The organism is Moritella sp. JT01, assembly GCF_001574435.1.
Lineage (GTDB): Bacteria > Pseudomonadota > Gammaproteobacteria > Enterobacterales > Moritellaceae > Moritella.
Genome location: NZ_LOCN01000040.1, coordinates 1 through 16567 on the forward strand (window position 1 = coordinate 1; position 16567 = coordinate 16567).

At 41.2% G+C, this 16567-nt stretch carries 21 protein-coding genes; 10 read left to right on the plus strand and 11 right to left on the minus strand.

Annotation, left to right across the window (positions count from 1 at the left end; translation table 11 throughout):
* Positions 1-572 precede the first annotated feature (572 nt).
* The gene (locus tag AKG98_RS21330) at positions 573-824 is read left to right on the plus strand and encodes a hypothetical protein (RefSeq protein ID WP_067051028.1); all 252 of its coding nucleotides are present in this window, start codon (positions 573-575) and stop codon (positions 822-824) included.
* 95 nt (positions 825-919) lie between these two features.
* Here AKG98_RS21330 and AKG98_RS21335 read toward each other — a convergent pair whose 3' ends face one another.
* Positions 920-1102, minus strand: coding sequence for a hypothetical protein (locus AKG98_RS21335; RefSeq protein WP_067051031.1), 183 nt, complete (start codon positions 1100-1102; stop codon positions 920-922).
* 351 nt (positions 1103-1453) lie between these two features.
* On the opposite strand from AKG98_RS21335, the gene AKG98_RS21340 reads away from it, so the two are divergent.
* Positions 1454-2365: a hypothetical protein gene (locus tag AKG98_RS21340; RefSeq protein ID WP_067051034.1), complete on the plus strand. Its 912-nt coding sequence runs from the start codon at positions 1454-1456 to the stop codon at positions 2363-2365.
* 32 nt (positions 2366-2397) lie between these two features.
* Here AKG98_RS21340 and maiA read toward each other — a convergent pair whose 3' ends face one another.
* The 6 genes from maiA to AKG98_RS21370 all read right to left on the minus strand — a co-directional run bounded on the left by maiA (position 2398) and on the right by AKG98_RS21370 (position 7432).
* Positions 2398-3057, minus strand: a complete 660-nt coding sequence (gene maiA / locus AKG98_RS21345; RefSeq protein ID WP_067051037.1) for a maleylacetoacetate isomerase — start codon at positions 3055-3057, stop codon at positions 2398-2400.
* A complete protein-coding gene (locus AKG98_RS21350; RefSeq protein ID WP_067051040.1) occupies positions 3044-4036 on the minus strand; it encodes a fumarylacetoacetate hydrolase family protein in 993 nt (330 codons plus the stop codon). Before AKG98_RS21350 ends, maiA begins: the two co-directional genes overlap by 14 nt.
* Before the next feature lie 48 nt (positions 4037-4084).
* The gene (locus AKG98_RS21355) at positions 4085-5209 is read right to left on the minus strand and encodes a homogentisate 1,2-dioxygenase (RefSeq protein WP_067051043.1); all 1125 of its coding nucleotides are present in this window, start codon (positions 5207-5209) and stop codon (positions 4085-4087) included.
* Positions 5210-5233: 24 nt separating this feature from the next.
* Positions 5234-6322, minus strand: a complete 1089-nt coding sequence (gene hppD, locus AKG98_RS21360) for a 4-hydroxyphenylpyruvate dioxygenase (protein ID WP_067051046.1) — start codon at positions 6320-6322, stop codon at positions 5234-5236.
* A gap of 156 nt (positions 6323-6478) precedes the next feature.
* Complete coding sequence (locus AKG98_RS21365) at positions 6479-6904, minus strand: hypothetical protein (RefSeq protein ID WP_067051049.1); 426 nt, start codon at positions 6902-6904, stop codon at positions 6479-6481.
* Between the two features lie 39 nt (positions 6905-6943).
* Positions 6944-7432, minus strand: a complete 489-nt coding sequence (locus tag AKG98_RS21370) for a DUF4442 domain-containing protein (RefSeq protein ID WP_067051052.1) — start codon at positions 7430-7432, stop codon at positions 6944-6946.
* A 457-nt stretch (positions 7433-7889) separates the two neighbouring features.
* Between AKG98_RS21370 and AKG98_RS21375 the strand changes: the two genes are divergently transcribed.
* Both AKG98_RS21375 and AKG98_RS21380 read left to right on the plus strand, forming a co-directional pair.
* Entirely contained in the window at positions 7890-8201 is a 312-nt protein-coding gene (locus AKG98_RS21375; RefSeq protein ID WP_067051055.1) for a helix-turn-helix domain-containing protein, read from the plus strand.
* The gene (locus tag AKG98_RS21380) at positions 8198-9472 is read left to right on the plus strand and encodes a type II toxin-antitoxin system HipA family toxin (protein ID WP_067051058.1); all 1275 of its coding nucleotides are present in this window, start codon (positions 8198-8200) and stop codon (positions 9470-9472) included. Before AKG98_RS21375 ends, AKG98_RS21380 begins: the two co-directional genes overlap by 4 nt.
* Before the next feature lie 49 nt (positions 9473-9521).
* Here AKG98_RS21380 and AKG98_RS21385 read toward each other — a convergent pair whose 3' ends face one another.
* Entirely contained in the window at positions 9522-10385 is an 864-nt protein-coding gene (locus AKG98_RS21385; RefSeq protein ID WP_067051061.1) for a YicC/YloC family endoribonuclease, read from the minus strand.
* A 122-nt stretch (positions 10386-10507) separates the two neighbouring features.
* On the opposite strand from AKG98_RS21385, the gene rph reads away from it, so the two are divergent.
* On the plus strand, positions 10508-11239 hold the full coding sequence (gene rph, locus AKG98_RS21390) for a ribonuclease PH (RefSeq protein WP_067051064.1): 732 nt from the start codon (positions 10508-10510) through the stop codon (positions 11237-11239).
* Positions 11240-11383: 144 nt separating this feature from the next.
* Positions 11384-12025 (plus strand): orotate phosphoribosyltransferase, encoded by a 642-nt coding sequence (pyrE, locus tag AKG98_RS21395; RefSeq protein ID WP_067051067.1) that lies wholly within the window; start codon positions 11384-11386, stop codon positions 12023-12025.
* An 88-nt stretch (positions 12026-12113) separates the two neighbouring features.
* Here the strand turns inward: pyrE and slmA are convergent, their stop codons facing one another.
* The 3 genes from slmA to coaBC form a co-directional block, all read right to left on the minus strand.
* Positions 12114-12707, minus strand: coding sequence for a nucleoid occlusion factor SlmA (gene slmA, locus AKG98_RS21400; RefSeq protein ID WP_067051069.1), 594 nt, complete (start codon positions 12705-12707; stop codon positions 12114-12116).
* A gap of 28 nt (positions 12708-12735) precedes the next feature.
* The gene (gene dut, locus AKG98_RS21405; protein ID WP_198155594.1) at positions 12736-13194 is read right to left on the minus strand and encodes a dUTP diphosphatase; all 459 of its coding nucleotides are present in this window, start codon (positions 13192-13194) and stop codon (positions 12736-12738) included.
* 90 nt (positions 13195-13284) lie between these two features.
* Positions 13285-14502, minus strand: a complete 1218-nt coding sequence (coaBC, locus tag AKG98_RS21410) for a bifunctional phosphopantothenoylcysteine decarboxylase/phosphopantothenate--cysteine ligase CoaBC (RefSeq protein WP_067051073.1) — start codon at positions 14500-14502, stop codon at positions 13285-13287.
* Between the two features lie 211 nt (positions 14503-14713).
* On the opposite strand from coaBC, the gene radC reads away from it, so the two are divergent.
* From radC to AKG98_RS21430, 4 genes are all read left to right on the plus strand, one after another.
* On the plus strand, positions 14714-15388 hold the full coding sequence (radC, locus tag AKG98_RS21415) for a DNA repair protein RadC (RefSeq protein WP_045108635.1): 675 nt from the start codon (positions 14714-14716) through the stop codon (positions 15386-15388).
* A 151-nt stretch (positions 15389-15539) separates the two neighbouring features.
* Entirely contained in the window at positions 15540-15776 is a 237-nt protein-coding gene (gene rpmB / locus AKG98_RS21420; RefSeq protein WP_006030956.1) for a 50S ribosomal protein L28, read from the plus strand.
* 11 nt (positions 15777-15787) lie between these two features.
* The gene (gene rpmG / locus AKG98_RS21425; protein WP_006030957.1) at positions 15788-15943 is read left to right on the plus strand and encodes a 50S ribosomal protein L33; all 156 of its coding nucleotides are present in this window, start codon (positions 15788-15790) and stop codon (positions 15941-15943) included.
* Positions 15944-16096: 153 nt separating this feature from the next.
* Positions 16097-16561: a hypothetical protein gene (locus AKG98_RS21430; RefSeq protein WP_067051076.1), complete on the plus strand. Its 465-nt coding sequence runs from the start codon at positions 16097-16099 to the stop codon at positions 16559-16561.
* Positions 16562-16567 lie beyond the last annotated feature (6 nt).

Here is a 16567-nt window from a genome sequence, read left to right on the forward strand (position 1 = left end):
TAAGCCGTTGACGACAAGAATCCCCTTCCTTCCCCGACTTGTCGGGCGCGAAGCGAGGTAGGGGAGCTTCAAAATCGATTTTGGTTATTATTTTTAGTTATAGATGTCGTGATATGAACATCGTTTATGCGTTATAACTGGTTGAATGTAGCGGTGAAAATAATTATGAAATCACTTATTAGCATAATGCTTTGTTTTTCTATTAAGTGGTAGTTTACGGTTGCTGAATACTCGATTTAATTTAGAATACTTAATGTGATTTAACATTTATTTCACATTTTTTTGGATTAATTAGTTAGCTGGAGGTACACATGAAAAATTTAAATCTTGTTCAATATGTTTGTGTATCTTTTGATCATACCAGTCTCATGATGGCCGTTCATCACGCCTTCGTGATCTGTTCCGATCGAAATCCGGGCACCAATAACTAACGAATCCGTACCCTTAAAGGCTGCGGGAAAATGGCAGCTTGATAGGGTGATAACCTCATTAAAATCTCTAGATAGCCGAATCACTTCACGCCATTTTTCCCAGTATTTTTATATATCAAAACTATATGCTGGAGAATTATTATGCGTCACTCACTTTATTTACACCTTGCTGTTTTTTTTGTTCGAGCCGATATACGTCGTGAAGAACGCGTGTGGCTAGCAAAAGTTCGTCGTACGACTAAAGAGATTCCATTGGGTAATGCTTATCTGTTAAAGGATATTGGACTTAATGCCGATGGTCGTCCACTTTGCAGTGCGGAACCACGTAATGTAACCGCTAAACGTCAAGTGCGTCATCTACGCCGCGCTTGCCGATTGAAAAGAGCAACGTAATGATAGGGGCTAGGCTGTGTGTGCAGTTTAGCCCCGCACCTTTATTGAAGATTTACTTCGAATAGAAATAACAAAATATAATTTATTGAGGCCTGTTAGTGTTCAATCGCTGCCGAACCATCTTCGTTGATATACAGTTTTGCTTTACACTGATTTATTAACTGTGCGGCATAAGAAGGTGAAACTGAGCGTAAGCTGCCTTTTCCTGTGTGGAATGAAGGTTCCCAAACTCTGTCCTTGTATCGACCTGTTTCCATAAACTCCACTACTACTTTCATAACGTACCTCTATATTGTTGGTCTTACTGGTTCCCAATTACGAAGCGATTATCGTCTGGTAATGGTTACTCAGATAACTAGTAATATAATAAATACGCGAAAACTTCAAATATAATTAGCTCTTATTTCAAATGAAACTAATGGCTTTTTTCTTATACTTTTATTGATATATACAGTCGTCATTATTTTATATTAATGACGGAAATAATTATGTTGTCATTACAACTCGCTAGCCTCTGCTGACTGACACAAGAGAAATTAGCAACTAAACTATTAGAAATATACCCATTACGATCACAATTTACCGTTCCTGATACGTGTTAATGCAACACATTCGGGAGGAGGGTTAGTATGAGAGATAATTCTGCCATCGAAGCGTATCGTAAAGACCATGGACTGGAAAAACTCACTTATCACACGGTTGAAGAGATTCAGTCAGGGCATTTTGACTTAGACAAAGCGCAAGCTTTTCTGGCCTTTCAATCCCGTATCAACAACGAATTACTTAATCACAAAGTCATTATTGCAAATCCCTATACTCAGTGGTTTTGCGATGCGTCACTCAATGATGCACAGATTAAACAGTTAATCGTGCAATTCTCGGTTTTTTCCAATCAGTTTTTGGTCGCACAACTGGAAAAAATGCTGAATGCCGAAACCATTGAAGAGATGCGAGCCTCGAAAGAAATTTTAGCCAATGAAATTGGGGTTGTGTATAAAAATCCAAAGCGAAACCGGGCTACGAAATTAACGCAGGATGAACGTGATTTTGGTGATATCGAAGGCAGTATTGATGGTGGCGCTTTCCATTTTAAAGCCGCGCATTTTGAGCTGTTAAATCAATTAGCTGATTATTTTGGTATCGCTTTTAATCAAATTGGACGACGCCAGTTTGGTTCTGCCAAGACTTTATTCTTTTGTGATGAATTGGTGCGACTTTACGGTTCGGCAAGTTACGCCACGTCAACGGCCGCTTCTTATGCGGTAGAGAACTGGGCTGCAGCAGGGTTTTGGGATGAACTGGTCTCTGGGTTTAATCATTATCGCCAAACGAGAAACTTGAAAGGTTTACCGCTGACCTTTTTTACCTGGCATGCAAAACTTGAAGCCAATCATGCCAATCATACTCAGGAGGAACTCGAGGCTTATTACTTTAATAATGACGTTGATGAAGACCATTTTATCGTTAGTGGTAACGAAATGCTTGATGGTGTGTATACGTTTTGGCAAGGACTTGATGAAGAAAGAAAACGTATTCATTAAGGCGTCTAATTTGGACGTTAGTCTGCGTCGGGCTATTTGTCTGCATCAGGCTGTAGTTCTGGCGCGGCGTCGCTAAATGCAGGCAATTGAATACAGTGCTGATAGATACGGTTGATTGCGGGATAGGGTGCCATATCAAGTTTAAAACGCTGTGCATTGTAAACTTGGGGTATCAAATAGACATCTGCCATGGTGATTTGGTCGTTGTAGCAATAGTGAGTACTATCTTTTTTTGTTAGTAATGTTTCGACGGCTGCGAATCCTTTTGCCAACCAGTGATGATACCAAGTCATTTTTTCTGAACCATCGCAGTCGAAAGTGTTCTCGATATACTGTAATACCCGCAAGTTATTCAGTGGGTGCATATCGCAAGCAATTATCTGCATCAATGTACGCACATAGGCCCGTTCTATTGGGCTTGTTGGTAACAAAGCTGGTTGCGGAAAAGACTCTTCCAGATATTCGATAATGGCTCCTGACTGGGTGATTATTTGTGATTTATGTTCTGCCTCCGCGATATCAAGGCTTGGAACCAGACCTTGTGGATTAATATTAAGATATTCGGCTGAGTGCTGCTCTCCACCATGACGAACTAAATGGATAGGCACAGTGGTATAACTAATTTTCTTTAAATTTAATACGATCCTAACGCGGTAAGCTGCAGATGAACGGAAATAGCTATAAAGCTTCATCTTGCCTCACCACCATTTGTTCTATTGCGCCGAAAATGGATTGCCCGGCCTGATCACGCATTTCAATTTTTACTCTGTCGCCATTCTGTAGAAAGGGGGTGGTGATTTCACCTGTGGTTATTTTTTCCAGCATTCTTTTTTCTGCTAGGCAGGATGATCCTACCGTTCGGTCACAATTAGACACGGTGCCCGAACCAATAATAGTTCCCGCTGTTAAGGTTCTGGTTTTTGCTGCGTGAGCAATTAAACGGGGGAAATCAAATGTCATATCCGTGCCCGCATCGGGCGAGCCGAATAATGCATCATTGAGATAAGTGTACAAAGGTAAATGTAACTTGGCCCCGTCCCAAGCATCGCCGAGTTCATCAGGGGTAACTGCAACGGGAGAAAATGCGGTGGAGGGCTTGCTGTGAAAAAATCCAAACCCCTTAGCTAATTCACTGGGGATCAAGTTACGCAGTGATACATCGTTGACTAAAGTAATTAATAAAATGGTATTACTGGCCGCGGAGGTATTTACGCCCATGTCCACGTCGCTAGTGATCACCGCTACCTCACCTTCAAAATCCAATCCCCAAGCAGGGTCTATCAGTGGGATATTGTCATTGGGGCCTAAAAAACTGTCGCTGCCGCCTTGGTACATTAACGGATCAGACCAAAACGATGCCGGCATTTCAGCCCCTCTGGCTTTACGCACTAACTCGACATGATTGACGTAAGCGCTGCCGTCAATCCACTGATATGCTCTGGGCAATGGCGATTCTAATGGGCAATTTGAGAACCGAATAATATCGTCTAATACCCTGTTATTTAATCGCGTATATTGTGCTTGCAGTTGGGGCTCGACAGCTGGCCAGTTTTCTAACGCCCATTGTAAATTTGTCGCTATCGATGAAATACACACCGCAGTTTGTAAGTCTTTACTTACTAGGTGTAGGCTGCCATCTCTAGTTCCATCTCTTAATGTTGCTAATTTCATCCCTGCCTCTCGCTAATGTGTTCGCTAAATTTTTAATTTTTTATAACGTTATTCTTTCCAGCTATCGATATAACCGTGCCATTCTACATCTTGCATCAGAGAGCCAATATCTAAACCATCGCGAGTATCAATCATCACTGCTACTTCATCTGTTTCTTTTCGCTGAGTCTTACAACCTGCGCGATAGGCTTTGGGGTGAGGGCCGTGGGTAAAACCACAAGGGTGGAAGGTCAACATGCCTGGTTCAATATTGTCGCGGCTAAAGAACTCGCCTTGGTGGTAAAAGATAACTTCATCAAAGTCATCATTACTGTGGTAAAAGGGCACTTTCAATGCGCCAGGATCGCTTTCCATCGGTCTGGGCACGAAAGTACAAACAACAAACCGGCTGGAAACAAAAGTCGAATGCGCGGAGGGTGGCAGGTGATAACGGTGGCTCATTAACGGGCGAATATCTTGCCAATTAACCCTGACGACGGAGACATCACCGTGCCAGCCCACCACATCGAGGGGGTTGAAAGGGTACTCAATAATCGACAGTTCATTAAAACGTTTAAGCACCACTTGCCACGAATCTTCATTTTGTTGTTGCAGGTAGGCGGCGTCTATTTCTGGGGTATCCAGTACCGCTTGATCAAATATAGCATGCTGGCCGACGATAGTTTTATCAGGTAAACCATAATAATCATTGGTGGCTTCGATCATCAGTAATGTGATGGGTTCGGCAGGTTCTAAACGCCATAAGCAAGCGCGCGGAATTAATATGTAATCGCCTTGTTTGACACTTAAATGACCGTAATCACAAAACAATTCGCCGTGGCCTTGGTGGATAAATAACAGATCATCACCATCTGCATTTCTGACTAAGGTTTGCATGTTTTCGTTACATTTCCAGAAGCGGATCTGACAATGGGCATTATGTAACAGTAGTGGTGCATCCCAAGGCGATATTTGCGAGTAGGACAGTTTTAATAGGTTATATGCCCTTGGCCTATGATTACCTGACCATGCATTCCAGCCCGTCGGCGGATGTTTATGATGCAGGTGCGTTGCGGGTCCATAGAAACCTTCCCGACTGACTTCTCGCTCAAATATACCTTGTTCAGGCAGGTCTGCATGCGCCTGCCGAGAATAAGTGCCTTTGCGTAGTGGGAAGCTAATTCTACGGATCATATTTTTTCCTCTTGATCTCTGTGTTTATGTACCTTTCGTCGAAAGTACACCGCGTGCGAGCTGGTCTCTTTCAATGGATTCGAACAAGGCTTGAAAATTACCTTCGCCAAATCCTTCATCGCCTTTACGTTGAATAATTTCGAAGAAGATAGGGCCGATTAACGTTTTGGTGAAAATTTGCAGCAGCAGGACTAATTCTCCTGATTCCATATGACCATCAATCAGAATACGATTTTTTCTTAGTTGCTCAATCGCCTCATGATGACCGGGTAAGCGTTCTGCGATCATGTCGTAATAAGTGTCGGGTATATCCATAAACTCGATACCATTCGCTCTTAACATCGAGACAGTTTGATAAATATCATCTGTGCCTAAGGCGATATGCTGGATCCCTTCGCCGTGGTATTCCTGCAAGAACTCTTCAATCTGCGACTTATCATCACTGCTTTCATTGATGGGAATGCGGAGGTTGCCGCAAGGGCTGGTCATGGCACGGCTACGTAAACCCGTCATCGTGCCCTTAATATCAAAATAACGAATTTCTCGAAAGTTAAAGATACGCTCATAAAATTCTGCCCACGGATCCATATGCCCGCAATGCACATTGTGAGTCAGGTGGTCGATATAAGTGAGTCCTGCCGATTTAGATGCATCTTCAGTTTCGCCTGTTAATTTAAATTGTTCCTGATACAGCCGTTTTCGTACATCATCATCGACTAAATACAGCAGGCTTTCGCCAATGCCATAAATTGCAGGTACACCGAACTCGAGAATTTTACGTTTACAAGGTTTGGCTTTACGGCTTAACGCATGTTGATAGGCTTTATCAGCATCAGTGACTTTAAAGCCCATTGCACAGGCGGAAGGACCATGTTGTTTAGCAAATTCAGAGGCGAAACCGCGACCTTCTGTACTGACTAAAAAATGGATATCACCTTGTTTAAACCAAGTTAACGGGCGTGTTTGATGTTGGGCATGAGGATGAAACCCCAACTGCTGGAAAAGCATGGCAAGCTGCTTTGGTTCGGGAGACGAGAATTCGACAAATTCGAAGCCTTCGGTCCCCGCAGGATTACTAAACTGCTGTTTAGTATAATCATACGCGTGGTCCATTTTGACCTCCTTTGCAGACGATAGAGTTGCAAATAAGCCTACAAATTTAAAAGGAACTTAGAGGTAGTATGGACGATTTATCGTGATTTTGCTTTAGTGAGGCCTTAAAAGAAAAGAAAGTTTTCGATTAAGGCATCGCTATATTTATTGAATTGCTTAGGCGGTCGTTGGTGTTGTATTGGCTGTTACTTTTAATAGTTTCGCTGTGTACAGGCTGGTCCAGATAAGACCTAAAATTTGTGAGGGTAAGATAGTAATAATAATATTGGGTGTGCCATTCAAATAATGTGAATAATAACTGACAAATAAGGTAAGTAATAATGGAGTGATAACTGACGCTGGAATCATAATAAATCGCGGCGTTCGTTTACTCGCACAGATCTGGTCCATAATAAACGTCATGAAAAATCCCAGTAAAGCACTACAGATAAACTGCACTGCTGCAGCTTGGGATGCAATTATAATCCCGTCGGCATAATTGGCATATAACGCCCAGCTGCCATATAGCAACCCCGCGATAATACCTGTCACAACCGCTGCTTTTGTGATTCTATTTTTGATTGCATTCATTTTAAAATCCATTTTAAATCCGTCTGTGAATGGAGTACGTGATCAGTGATGTTATTTCTTTTTTGGAATCCATGCCCAAATGAATTCAGCATCAACAGGATTATTACCAGCACTATCTGTAATGACGACTTTTACAGAGGTTTCTCCTTTTTCTGTATTTTTTATATCTGACATTTGCGTTTCCGTTAAGCTTGCAATCGCCTTTAAATCACCATCTGCGCGACGGATATAATTAATATTCATCGATTTTAGTAAAGGAATACGATCATCAGGAACGTGCATGCCAACTAGAAAACCAGTAGCCGATTCGCCCAGTAATGCCGTTGCTGCAGCATGAATGCCACCAATATGATTTTGTACCATTTCGTTATTTTCGAGTCTTAGTACTGCATTGTTAATATTAAGTGATTCAACTTGAATACCTGCTCGGCCAAAAAATTTAATGGTTTCACCAAACATTGACGATAGCTGTAGTGAACTGATTTCTTTTGGTTGTGTAGAAATTTTATTTACAATTGAACTCAAACTGTTAGTAGTCATTGATTCGATTCCTTATTTTTATATCGTTATATGCGTATCAAAATATCAACTGCGCTGGTTAACTTTGTCAGAGGTAATTTAATTAAAATCAGTGGTTTAATCTAATTTCAATTTAAAGGGGAATCAATGTTTATCAATTGCTTGGTATATCGGGTTACACCTATTTAGGGATGCGTTTGATTTGTTGAATTTAATTGTGATGAATGTCTCAAATGAAGTGAACTTGGCATGGATAAACTGATATGCGTATTGGTATGAAGTAGTAACACTCTACATTGCTAAATCCTTAATGAATGATCTTTCAAGTCGTGCAATATTTTCATGGGAGGTCCATAAATTGTATTGATGATTCAGTGATAAAATAATTAATACAACCTGAAAGTTGTTTAAATGATTTTTAACAACTACTATGTTGTATAAGGTTTGATTTACAACGTTGATGTTGTTTGAGGTTATAATGGATAAGATTGAGAATATTACTAAGCTACTTAGCGATAGACGTAAAGAACTCGGTATGGAGCAGGCTGATATGTATATGCGTATTGGTATGAAGCAGCAGCAGTACCAGCGTATTGAAGCAGGCAGTGATATTAAGCTTTCAACATTATTACGTGTATTGGAAGGACTTGATCTTGAACTTTCAATTACTCCGAAGAATAAATCAAAGCACCTTCAGCAAACTAAATTAGAAAATATTGATAGTATTCAGTCATTAGAAGATGATACCGATGATCTAGATTTCTGGTTTGGCTCTGAGGATAACAAATGAGCAAACAAATAGAGCAGGTCGAAGGATTAAATATTAGTTTGCACGGCGTTAATATTGCGGTTATTGCGCATTATGCAGGAGGTAAAAACATCCTCAGTTTTAATCCTGAATTTGTGGCTACATCAGAAAGTGAAAGACCTGTATTTACCTTACGCCAAATGATAGATCCTAATTATTTATCTAAGCTGCAAATTAGAACTGAAAAAATACCACCAGTATTATCAAATTTACTTCCCGAAGGTATTCTACGAGATTTGACGGCTAAGTCGTTAAATTGTCATCCGAATAATGAATTCTCTATTTTAGCCTATTTAGGATTGAACCTACCCGGTGCCATTATCGCTACACCAATCAAAGCTGGTAATTTACCGCATTGGGCATTAGACCATCGTTTGTCTACTGAGCCATTACAAATAGAAGTTAAGCATGCTGATACTAAGTTTTCTTTAGCTGGTGTACAAATGAAGTTTTCCTCATCTCATCTGGATGGTCGTTATCATATTGATAAGGCAATAACGGGTGATATGTGGATCATTAAAACACCTTCTACTATTCATAAAGGTGTGCCCGTTAATGAATATTCATGTATGAAATTGGCTGAGTCTGCCGGTGTAATTGTTTCTGAAATACGGCTAATTAAATTAGATGAATTAGATGGTTTACCTAGTATTCGATTACCTGATGAAGAATTTGCTTATGGTATTAAGCGTTTTGATCGGGGTGATGAGGGGCGAATTCATACTGAAGATTTTGCGCAAGTATTTGGCTTGTACCCATCTGATAAATACCAAAAAGTGAATTGCGAGTTACTAGCTAGTGCTTTATATAAAACGAGTCATGAGCGATTACGTGATATTCAAGAGATGGCTCGCAGGTTGTTGGTTAACATATTATTGGGTAATGGCGATGCACACTTAAAAAACTGGACCATGATTTATCCTGATGGACGTACGCCGCGGTTATCGCCGTTATACGATGTGGTTTTCACTATTCCCTATATTACAGATGATAAGTTAGCGTTAAATATGTCAAGTTCCAAGCAATGGTATGAGATGACGCTAGCGCATTTTGAGCGCTGGGCTAAAGATGCAAAATTACCTTGGTCTGCGATCAAACCGCATTTACTTGAGACGATTAAACTGGCGAGAGCCACATGGCCTGAAATGCTAGACAATTTGCCTATGCAGGATGAGCATAAGGATGCATTGAGGGATCATTGGTTGAATTTACAGCCTGATTTTCGTATTTATAAAAATGAAAAGCCTCGATAGACGAGGCTCAATTTTATTTATATATGCTACTTAGTCAATATCGAATCTATTACTCAATATTTTGTAACTGCTCGCGCATCTGCTCGATTAAAACTTTAAGCTCTACCGCAGACTTAGTGATGTCTGTGCTGATCGATTTAGAACCTAAGGTATTTGATTCGCGATTGAATTCTTGCATCATAAAATCAAGACGACGGCCACAAGCGCCACCTTTCTTCAAGATACTGTGCGTTTCTGTTACGTGGGCATTTAAGCGATCAATTTCTTCGGCAACATCTAATTTCTGTGCCATTAAGATAAGTTCTTGCTCAACGCGGGTTTCATCTAATTCGATTTTCGCATCGGCAAATTTCTTTTGAATGCGCTCACGTTGCCATTCGATGATTTCTGGCATTTTACTGTGCACAAACGCAGCTTGCTCAGTGATACCCGCTAAACGTTGTTCTAGCATTGCTTGCAGTTTTTCACCTTCTGAAGCGCGAGACTCTAAAAATTCACCCAGCGTTTCGTTGAAAAAGCTGAGTAGGTCAGTTGATAATTCGCCCATGTCTTTTTCTGCTGCTTCCATTACGCCAGGCCAGCGTAGAATATCAACCGGATTTAGTTTCGCTTTACCGGCTTTTTTCGATACCCAGTTTGCGCTTTCAATTAATTTTTCGGCTAATGCTTCATTTAATTGTAATGCACCGCTGTTTGTTGCACTTGCTTCAAAACGCAGGTTACATTCAACTTTGCCGCGTTGTAATTGTTTACGGAAACGTTCACGTAATACCGCTTCTAAACCACGAAATTGCTCTGGTAATCGGATGTACGTTTCGAGGTAACGTTGGTTAACCGAACGGATCTCCCATACTGCTGTACCCCAATCGCCTTTAAACTCTTTACGGGCATATGCCGTCATACTATGAATCATGTTAAATCCGTTAATTAAAATAAATTAAGCTAATTATACCTGCAGGTTATTACAACTTGCTATAGCGATAGTTTAGCTTAGCTCATATAATATTGGACTATCATCCTTGAAGAGTAAAAATAATGCGTCCAAGCCAAAGAACTGTAGACCAAGTTCGTCCTGTTACTATCACTCGTAGCTTTACTGCTCATGCAGAAGGTTCTGTATTAGTTGAATTTGGCGACACCAAAGTATTATGTACAGCGACAGTTGAAAATGGTGTGCCACGTTTTTTAAAAGGTAAAGGTCAAGGTTGGATCACTGCTGAATACGGCATGTTACCGCGCTCGACGCACAAACGAATGCATCGTGAAGCGGCACGTGGTAAACAAAGTGGACGCACGATGGAAATTCAACGTCTGATTGCGCGTTCATTACGTGCGTGTGTCGATCTTGAAGCATTAGGTGAACACACGATTTTAATCGATTGTGATGTCATTCAGGCAGACGGTGGTACCCGTACGGCTGCTATTACAGGCGCTTGTGTGGCACTGGCAGATGCGGTTGAATTTCTGATCCGTAAAGGAAAATTAAAAGTTAGCCCAATTAAATTTATGATCGCAGCGGTATCTGTGGGCATCTATAAAGGTGAAGCCGTTTGCGATTTAGATTACCCAGAAGATTCAGATGCTGAAACAGACATGAATGTGGTGATGACTGAAACCGGTAAATTTATCGAGATCCAAGGAACTGCGGAAGGCGAACCGTTTAGTCATGAAGAAATGCTAAGCATGCTCGCATTAGCGAAAAATGGTATCGAGCAGATCATTGTAGAACAAAAGAAAGCACTCGGTGATAGCTTGATTAAAGCGTAAAGCTTGTTAGAATAACGGCGCTTATCGTTAGCCGTTCAACGCTAACAATATTAATTGCCTAATAATATGCCCCATATTATTAGGCTTTTTAGGTGAAGTGGCTTTTAGCTAACAACATTTAATTAATCATAATAGGGGAAAACGATGAAAGATTACCAACGCGAATTTATTGAGTTTGCTTTAGAAAAAGAAGTACTTAAGTTTGGTGAATTCACACTAAAGTCTGGTCGTACTAGCCCTTATTTCTTCAATGCCGGTTTGTTTAACACAGGTCGTGACTTATCACGTCTAGGTCGTTTCTATGCCGCTGCTTTAGTTGATTCTGGTATTGAATACGATGTCGTATTTGGTCCTGCCTATAAAGGTATCCCAATTGCGACAACAACGGTTGTTGCACTGAATGATCATCATGATATTGATGCACCTTATTGCTTTAACCGCAAAGAGAAAAAAGACCACGGTGAAGGTGGTACATTAGTCGGCGCTGCGCTTGAAGGTCGTATTATGTTAGTTGATGACGTGATCACTGCGGGTACGGCAATCCGTGAGTCAATGGATATCATCCAAGCAAATAACGCTGAACTATCGGGTGTGTTAATTGCGCTAGACCGCCAAGAAAAAGGCAAAGGCGAATTATCTGCAATTCAAGAAATCGAACGTGATTATGGCTGTAAAGTATTATCAATCGTGACGTTAGGTGATCTTGTTTCTTTCTTAGCAGATAAGCCAGAAATGCAACAGCACCTTGAAAACGTAAAAACATACCGTGAAAACTACGGTATCTAATTAGCAGTGATAGATATACCGCTGTTATAAAAAATAAAAAGGCTACCTCGGTAGCCTTTTTTGTTTTTACACTTTGAGTAATTAAATATTAACTCTGCAATAGCTGCTTGTGTAAGAAGTTCCACTGTTGATCAAAATTAGTCGTTGGTTTTAATGCAAAGCGGGTGCGCACGTATTGATTAATACGCCCTTCTGCATACGCCAGTAATAAATTGGCTAACGTACCTTCGTCTAAACTAAAACCTGTGCCTTCGCGCATTTTCTTTTCACGTAGTACTTGTTTAAAGTGTGTTTCAATCTTTGCATACAAGGCGCTGATTTGCTCACCGAGACGTTCGTGCTCACCTTGTAGTGCATCGCCAGTCATAATACGGGTGATGCCTGGGTTTCGCTCGGTAAAGACCAACAGCAGATGCAGGATGTGATGACAACGAGTAATGGTATCTTTTTCTTCGTTTAAGATTTGATTAATACCCGCTAATATTGAATCTTCGATAAAGGTAATTAAACCTTCAAACATACGCGCTTTACTTGGGAAGTGACGATAGAGGGCTGCCTCTGAAACGCCGACTTCTTTAGCGAGTTTTGCGGTCGTGATACGTTGACCTGGATGGGTCTCCAGCATATGCGCTAACGCTTGTAAAATTTGTTCTCGACGATTTTTTTTAGTGCTTGTTGACATCTTTTTCATCCTAGAATGGTGTTAACCGTTATTGCTTACCCGAATGGCCAAAGCCACCTTCGCCACGTTCACTGCTATCAAACTCTTCAACGATGGTTAATTGTGCTTGTATTACGGGCACTATCATCATTTGAGCGATACGATCGCCCGGTTGAATACTGAAGCTGTCTTGACCTCGATTCCAACATGAGATCATTAACTCACCTTGATAATCAGAGTCGATTAAACCCACTAAGTTACCCAATACGATACCGTGTTTATGACCTAAGCCTGAACGCGGTAAAATGGTTGCTGCCATCGTAGGGTCTGCAATATGAATGGCAATACCCGTTGGGATCAAATGCGTTTCACCTGGATTAACCGTGAGTGGTTGTTCAAGGCAAGCGCGTAGGTCCAAACCTGCCGAACCTGGCGTTGCATAACTTGGTAATGGGAATTCTTTACCCACGCGTGGATTTAATATTTTTACTTCTATTTGCTTCATTATTTTTTTCACTGAATATATCAATTGATAGATCTACAATGCATTGCGTTAGCGCAAGACAAGGTAGAGTGTTGAATGTAATTTTAGTTATCGTTATGTATTGGCATTGAACTGGGTTGCAATTAACTGCAGTAATTGTGCTGCTACATCTTGCTTGTTAGCTAATGCTATTTGTGCAGTGCCTTGTGGCCAGAATACGGTCAATGCATTGTCTTCGGCATTGAAGCCTTGGCCGGATTGTGACACGTCATTTGCAGCGATCATAGCAAGATTTTTACGTTGCATTTTGTCGCGTGCATAATGCTCAACATTTTGTGTTTCTGCAGCAAAACCGACAGTAAAAGGAGAGTTTTTGAGCGCTGCAACGCTGGCAACGATATCGGGATTCTTGACCATACGAACGATCATTTCGTCGCTATTGGTCTTTTTAATTTTTTGTTCAGCAATAGTTTCAGGGCGATAATCAGCAACGGCTGCACAGGCAATAAAAATATCTTGTTGGTTAATATCAGACATAACGGCATCGTGCATATCAAGTGCGCTGGTGACGTTGACCATATGACAATCTGCGGGTGCTGCTAGTGCAACTGGGCCGCTAACGATGGTGACATTTGCGCCGAGTGAACGAGCTGCTTGGGCGAGGGCATAGCCCATTTTACCTGAACTGTGATTACTGATGTAGCGTACCGGATCAATCGCCTCGCGAGTTGGTCCTGCTGTGATCATGATATTTTTACCCGCGAGCACTTGTGGTTGTGCTGCAGCGGTAAAGAAATCGACAATGGCGGTGACGAGTTCATCGGGATTAACCATTCGACCTGGGCCCACATCACCACAAGCTTGGGCGCCTGAAGCAGGTCCCCATAGTGGTACTGCGCGCTGTTTAAGTGTCGCTAAGTTCGCCTGCGTTGCGGGCGCTTGGTACATGACTTGATTCATCGCTGGTGCAATGGCAATCGGTGCGGGTGTGGCTAAACACACTGTCGAGAGTAAATCATCGGCTATACCGGCAGTGAACTTGGCAATGAAATTAGCGGTTGCTGGGGCGATTAACACCAAGTCGGCCCACTTAGCTAATTCAATGTGACCCATGCCTGCTTCGGCTGCAGGGTCTAATAAACTGTGGGAAACGGGGAATCCAGAGACTGCTTGCAGGGTGAGCGGTGTAATGAACTCTTGCGCTGATTGGGTCATCACGACGCGTACTTCTGCGCCTTGTTCCGTTAAGCGACGCGTTAATTCTGCACATTTATAAGCAGCGATGCCGCCCGTAATACCGAGCAAAATGCGTTTATTGGCAATTACAGTCATTGTGTATTCCACGTTAAAATCTGAAAGGTTATTCTAATAACGTAATAACAATACCATAATTAAATTATCAGATGCTAAGGTTTGTTATTAATTTTATACACGTCATTATCAAATCTATAAATTTGAACTATTTCACTGTTTTATCATTATCTAGCTCTTTTATTCATCGAATTACTAAGCTAACAGGATGTTATGTTAAATGGTGAAACAGATGAAATTAAAAGCATTACCCAGAGATGAGATGCCCCGAGAGAAGTTGGTTAAGTTTGGCCCTCAATCACTATCCGATGCCGAGTTATTGGCTATTTTTCTACGTACTGGTATTAAAGGGACGAATGTGGTGATGTTGGCTCGGCATATTTTAGCTGAATTTGGCACGTTAAGATCCTTGTTTGCTGCGAGTGAACATGAATTCTGTCAAACGAAGGGATTAGGCGTGGCGAAATATGTACAATTACAAGCCACAGTTGAGATGTCTAGGCGCTTTTTAGCCGAAAAATTAGAGCGCGGTGATGCGTTAACGAACCCCCAAGAAAGTCGAGATTATATACGCGCAAAATTACGCGATCAGCCTCATGAAGTCTTTGCGGTATTATTTTTAGACAATAAGCACCGAGTTATTCGCTTTGAAGAGCTGTTTTATGGCACAATAGACAGTGCTAGTGTTTATCCTAGAGTTGTGGTTAAAAAAGCGTTAGAAAGAAATGCTGCGGCAGTAATATTTGCCCATAATCATCCTTCTGGCATTGCTGAACCCAGCCGTGCAGATCGTATGATCACAGATAAACTTATTTCAGCCTTACAATTAATTGATGTTAAAGTCCTCGATCATTTTGTTATAGGTGACAGCGACATAGCGAGCTTTGCAGAGCGAGGGTGGGTATAAATTTGATATTTATCACTACCTGAGAAATATAAAAAGCTTGCTCTATGTTTTAATTTACTGTATAAAATGCCGCCTTTAGCACGCGTCTTGGGCGACGGCCAACAAGACGCTGTATATTTGCTCGAGCAAGAAAATATTTGGAGAAGACGACATGTCTAAAGTATGCCAAGTCACTGGTAAAAAACCAGCTGTTGGTAATAACGTTTCTCACGCAAAAAACCGCACTCGTCGCCGTTTTTTGCCAAACCTACATACACACCGTTTTTGGGTTGAGAGCGAAAACCGCTTTGTAAAGTTACGCCTTACTTGTAAAGGTATGCGTATTATTGATAAAAAGGGTATCGATTCAGTTCTTGCTGAAATGCGTGCCCGTGGTGAGAAGGTTTAAGGAACTCTATTATGCGCGATAAAATTCGTCTGAATTCATCAGCTGGTACTGGTCACTTCTATACCACTACTAAAAACAAAAAAAACATGCCTGAGAAAATGGAGATCAAAAAGTTTGATCCTGTAGTTCGCAAGCACGTTATGTACAAAGAAGGTAAAATCAAGTAATCCTTGGTTTTATGTTCACATATTTAAAACTCAGCTTTTGCTGGGTTTTTTTTTGCCTAAAATTCCTTGTTTCTATCTTGCCCAATCCGACGTTTTCACGTAATTTGCATATACTTATGGCTAAATCAATGACTAGATGAGAAGGGTTAACGTGTGCAGTTATCACGACGAGGTTGGAATAACGTATTGATATTTTCGGTGCTGGCGATGATGCTGGTATTTCAATATTCAGGAAAAAAAATAAAGGGCGATGAGCCTGCTGGTCAATATCAAGCGGCGTTGCCTGCTCATGCTGTGGTATTGTCGATGCAGTTTGATAATATCCAGATCCAGCGTGTCGGTAGCCAACTTACTACATTGCCGGCGTCAGGACTTTCACAACCGCAACTTAAACAAATTATTAAAGCGTGGGAAACTGGCACCTTTAAACCTGTGATTAACGATATTGTGATTGCTAATCTGGCCTATGGCATTAATATATCTTTCGAACTGGCGAACTTATCTGAGCCGATTACACTGATCTTATACCAAATTGATGGCGGCTATCTGCTACAAAATTGGCAGAATAAGTTATTGCAAATCGATGAGTCTGAGTTACAAGTTTTATTACCTCGCTAGCTATCT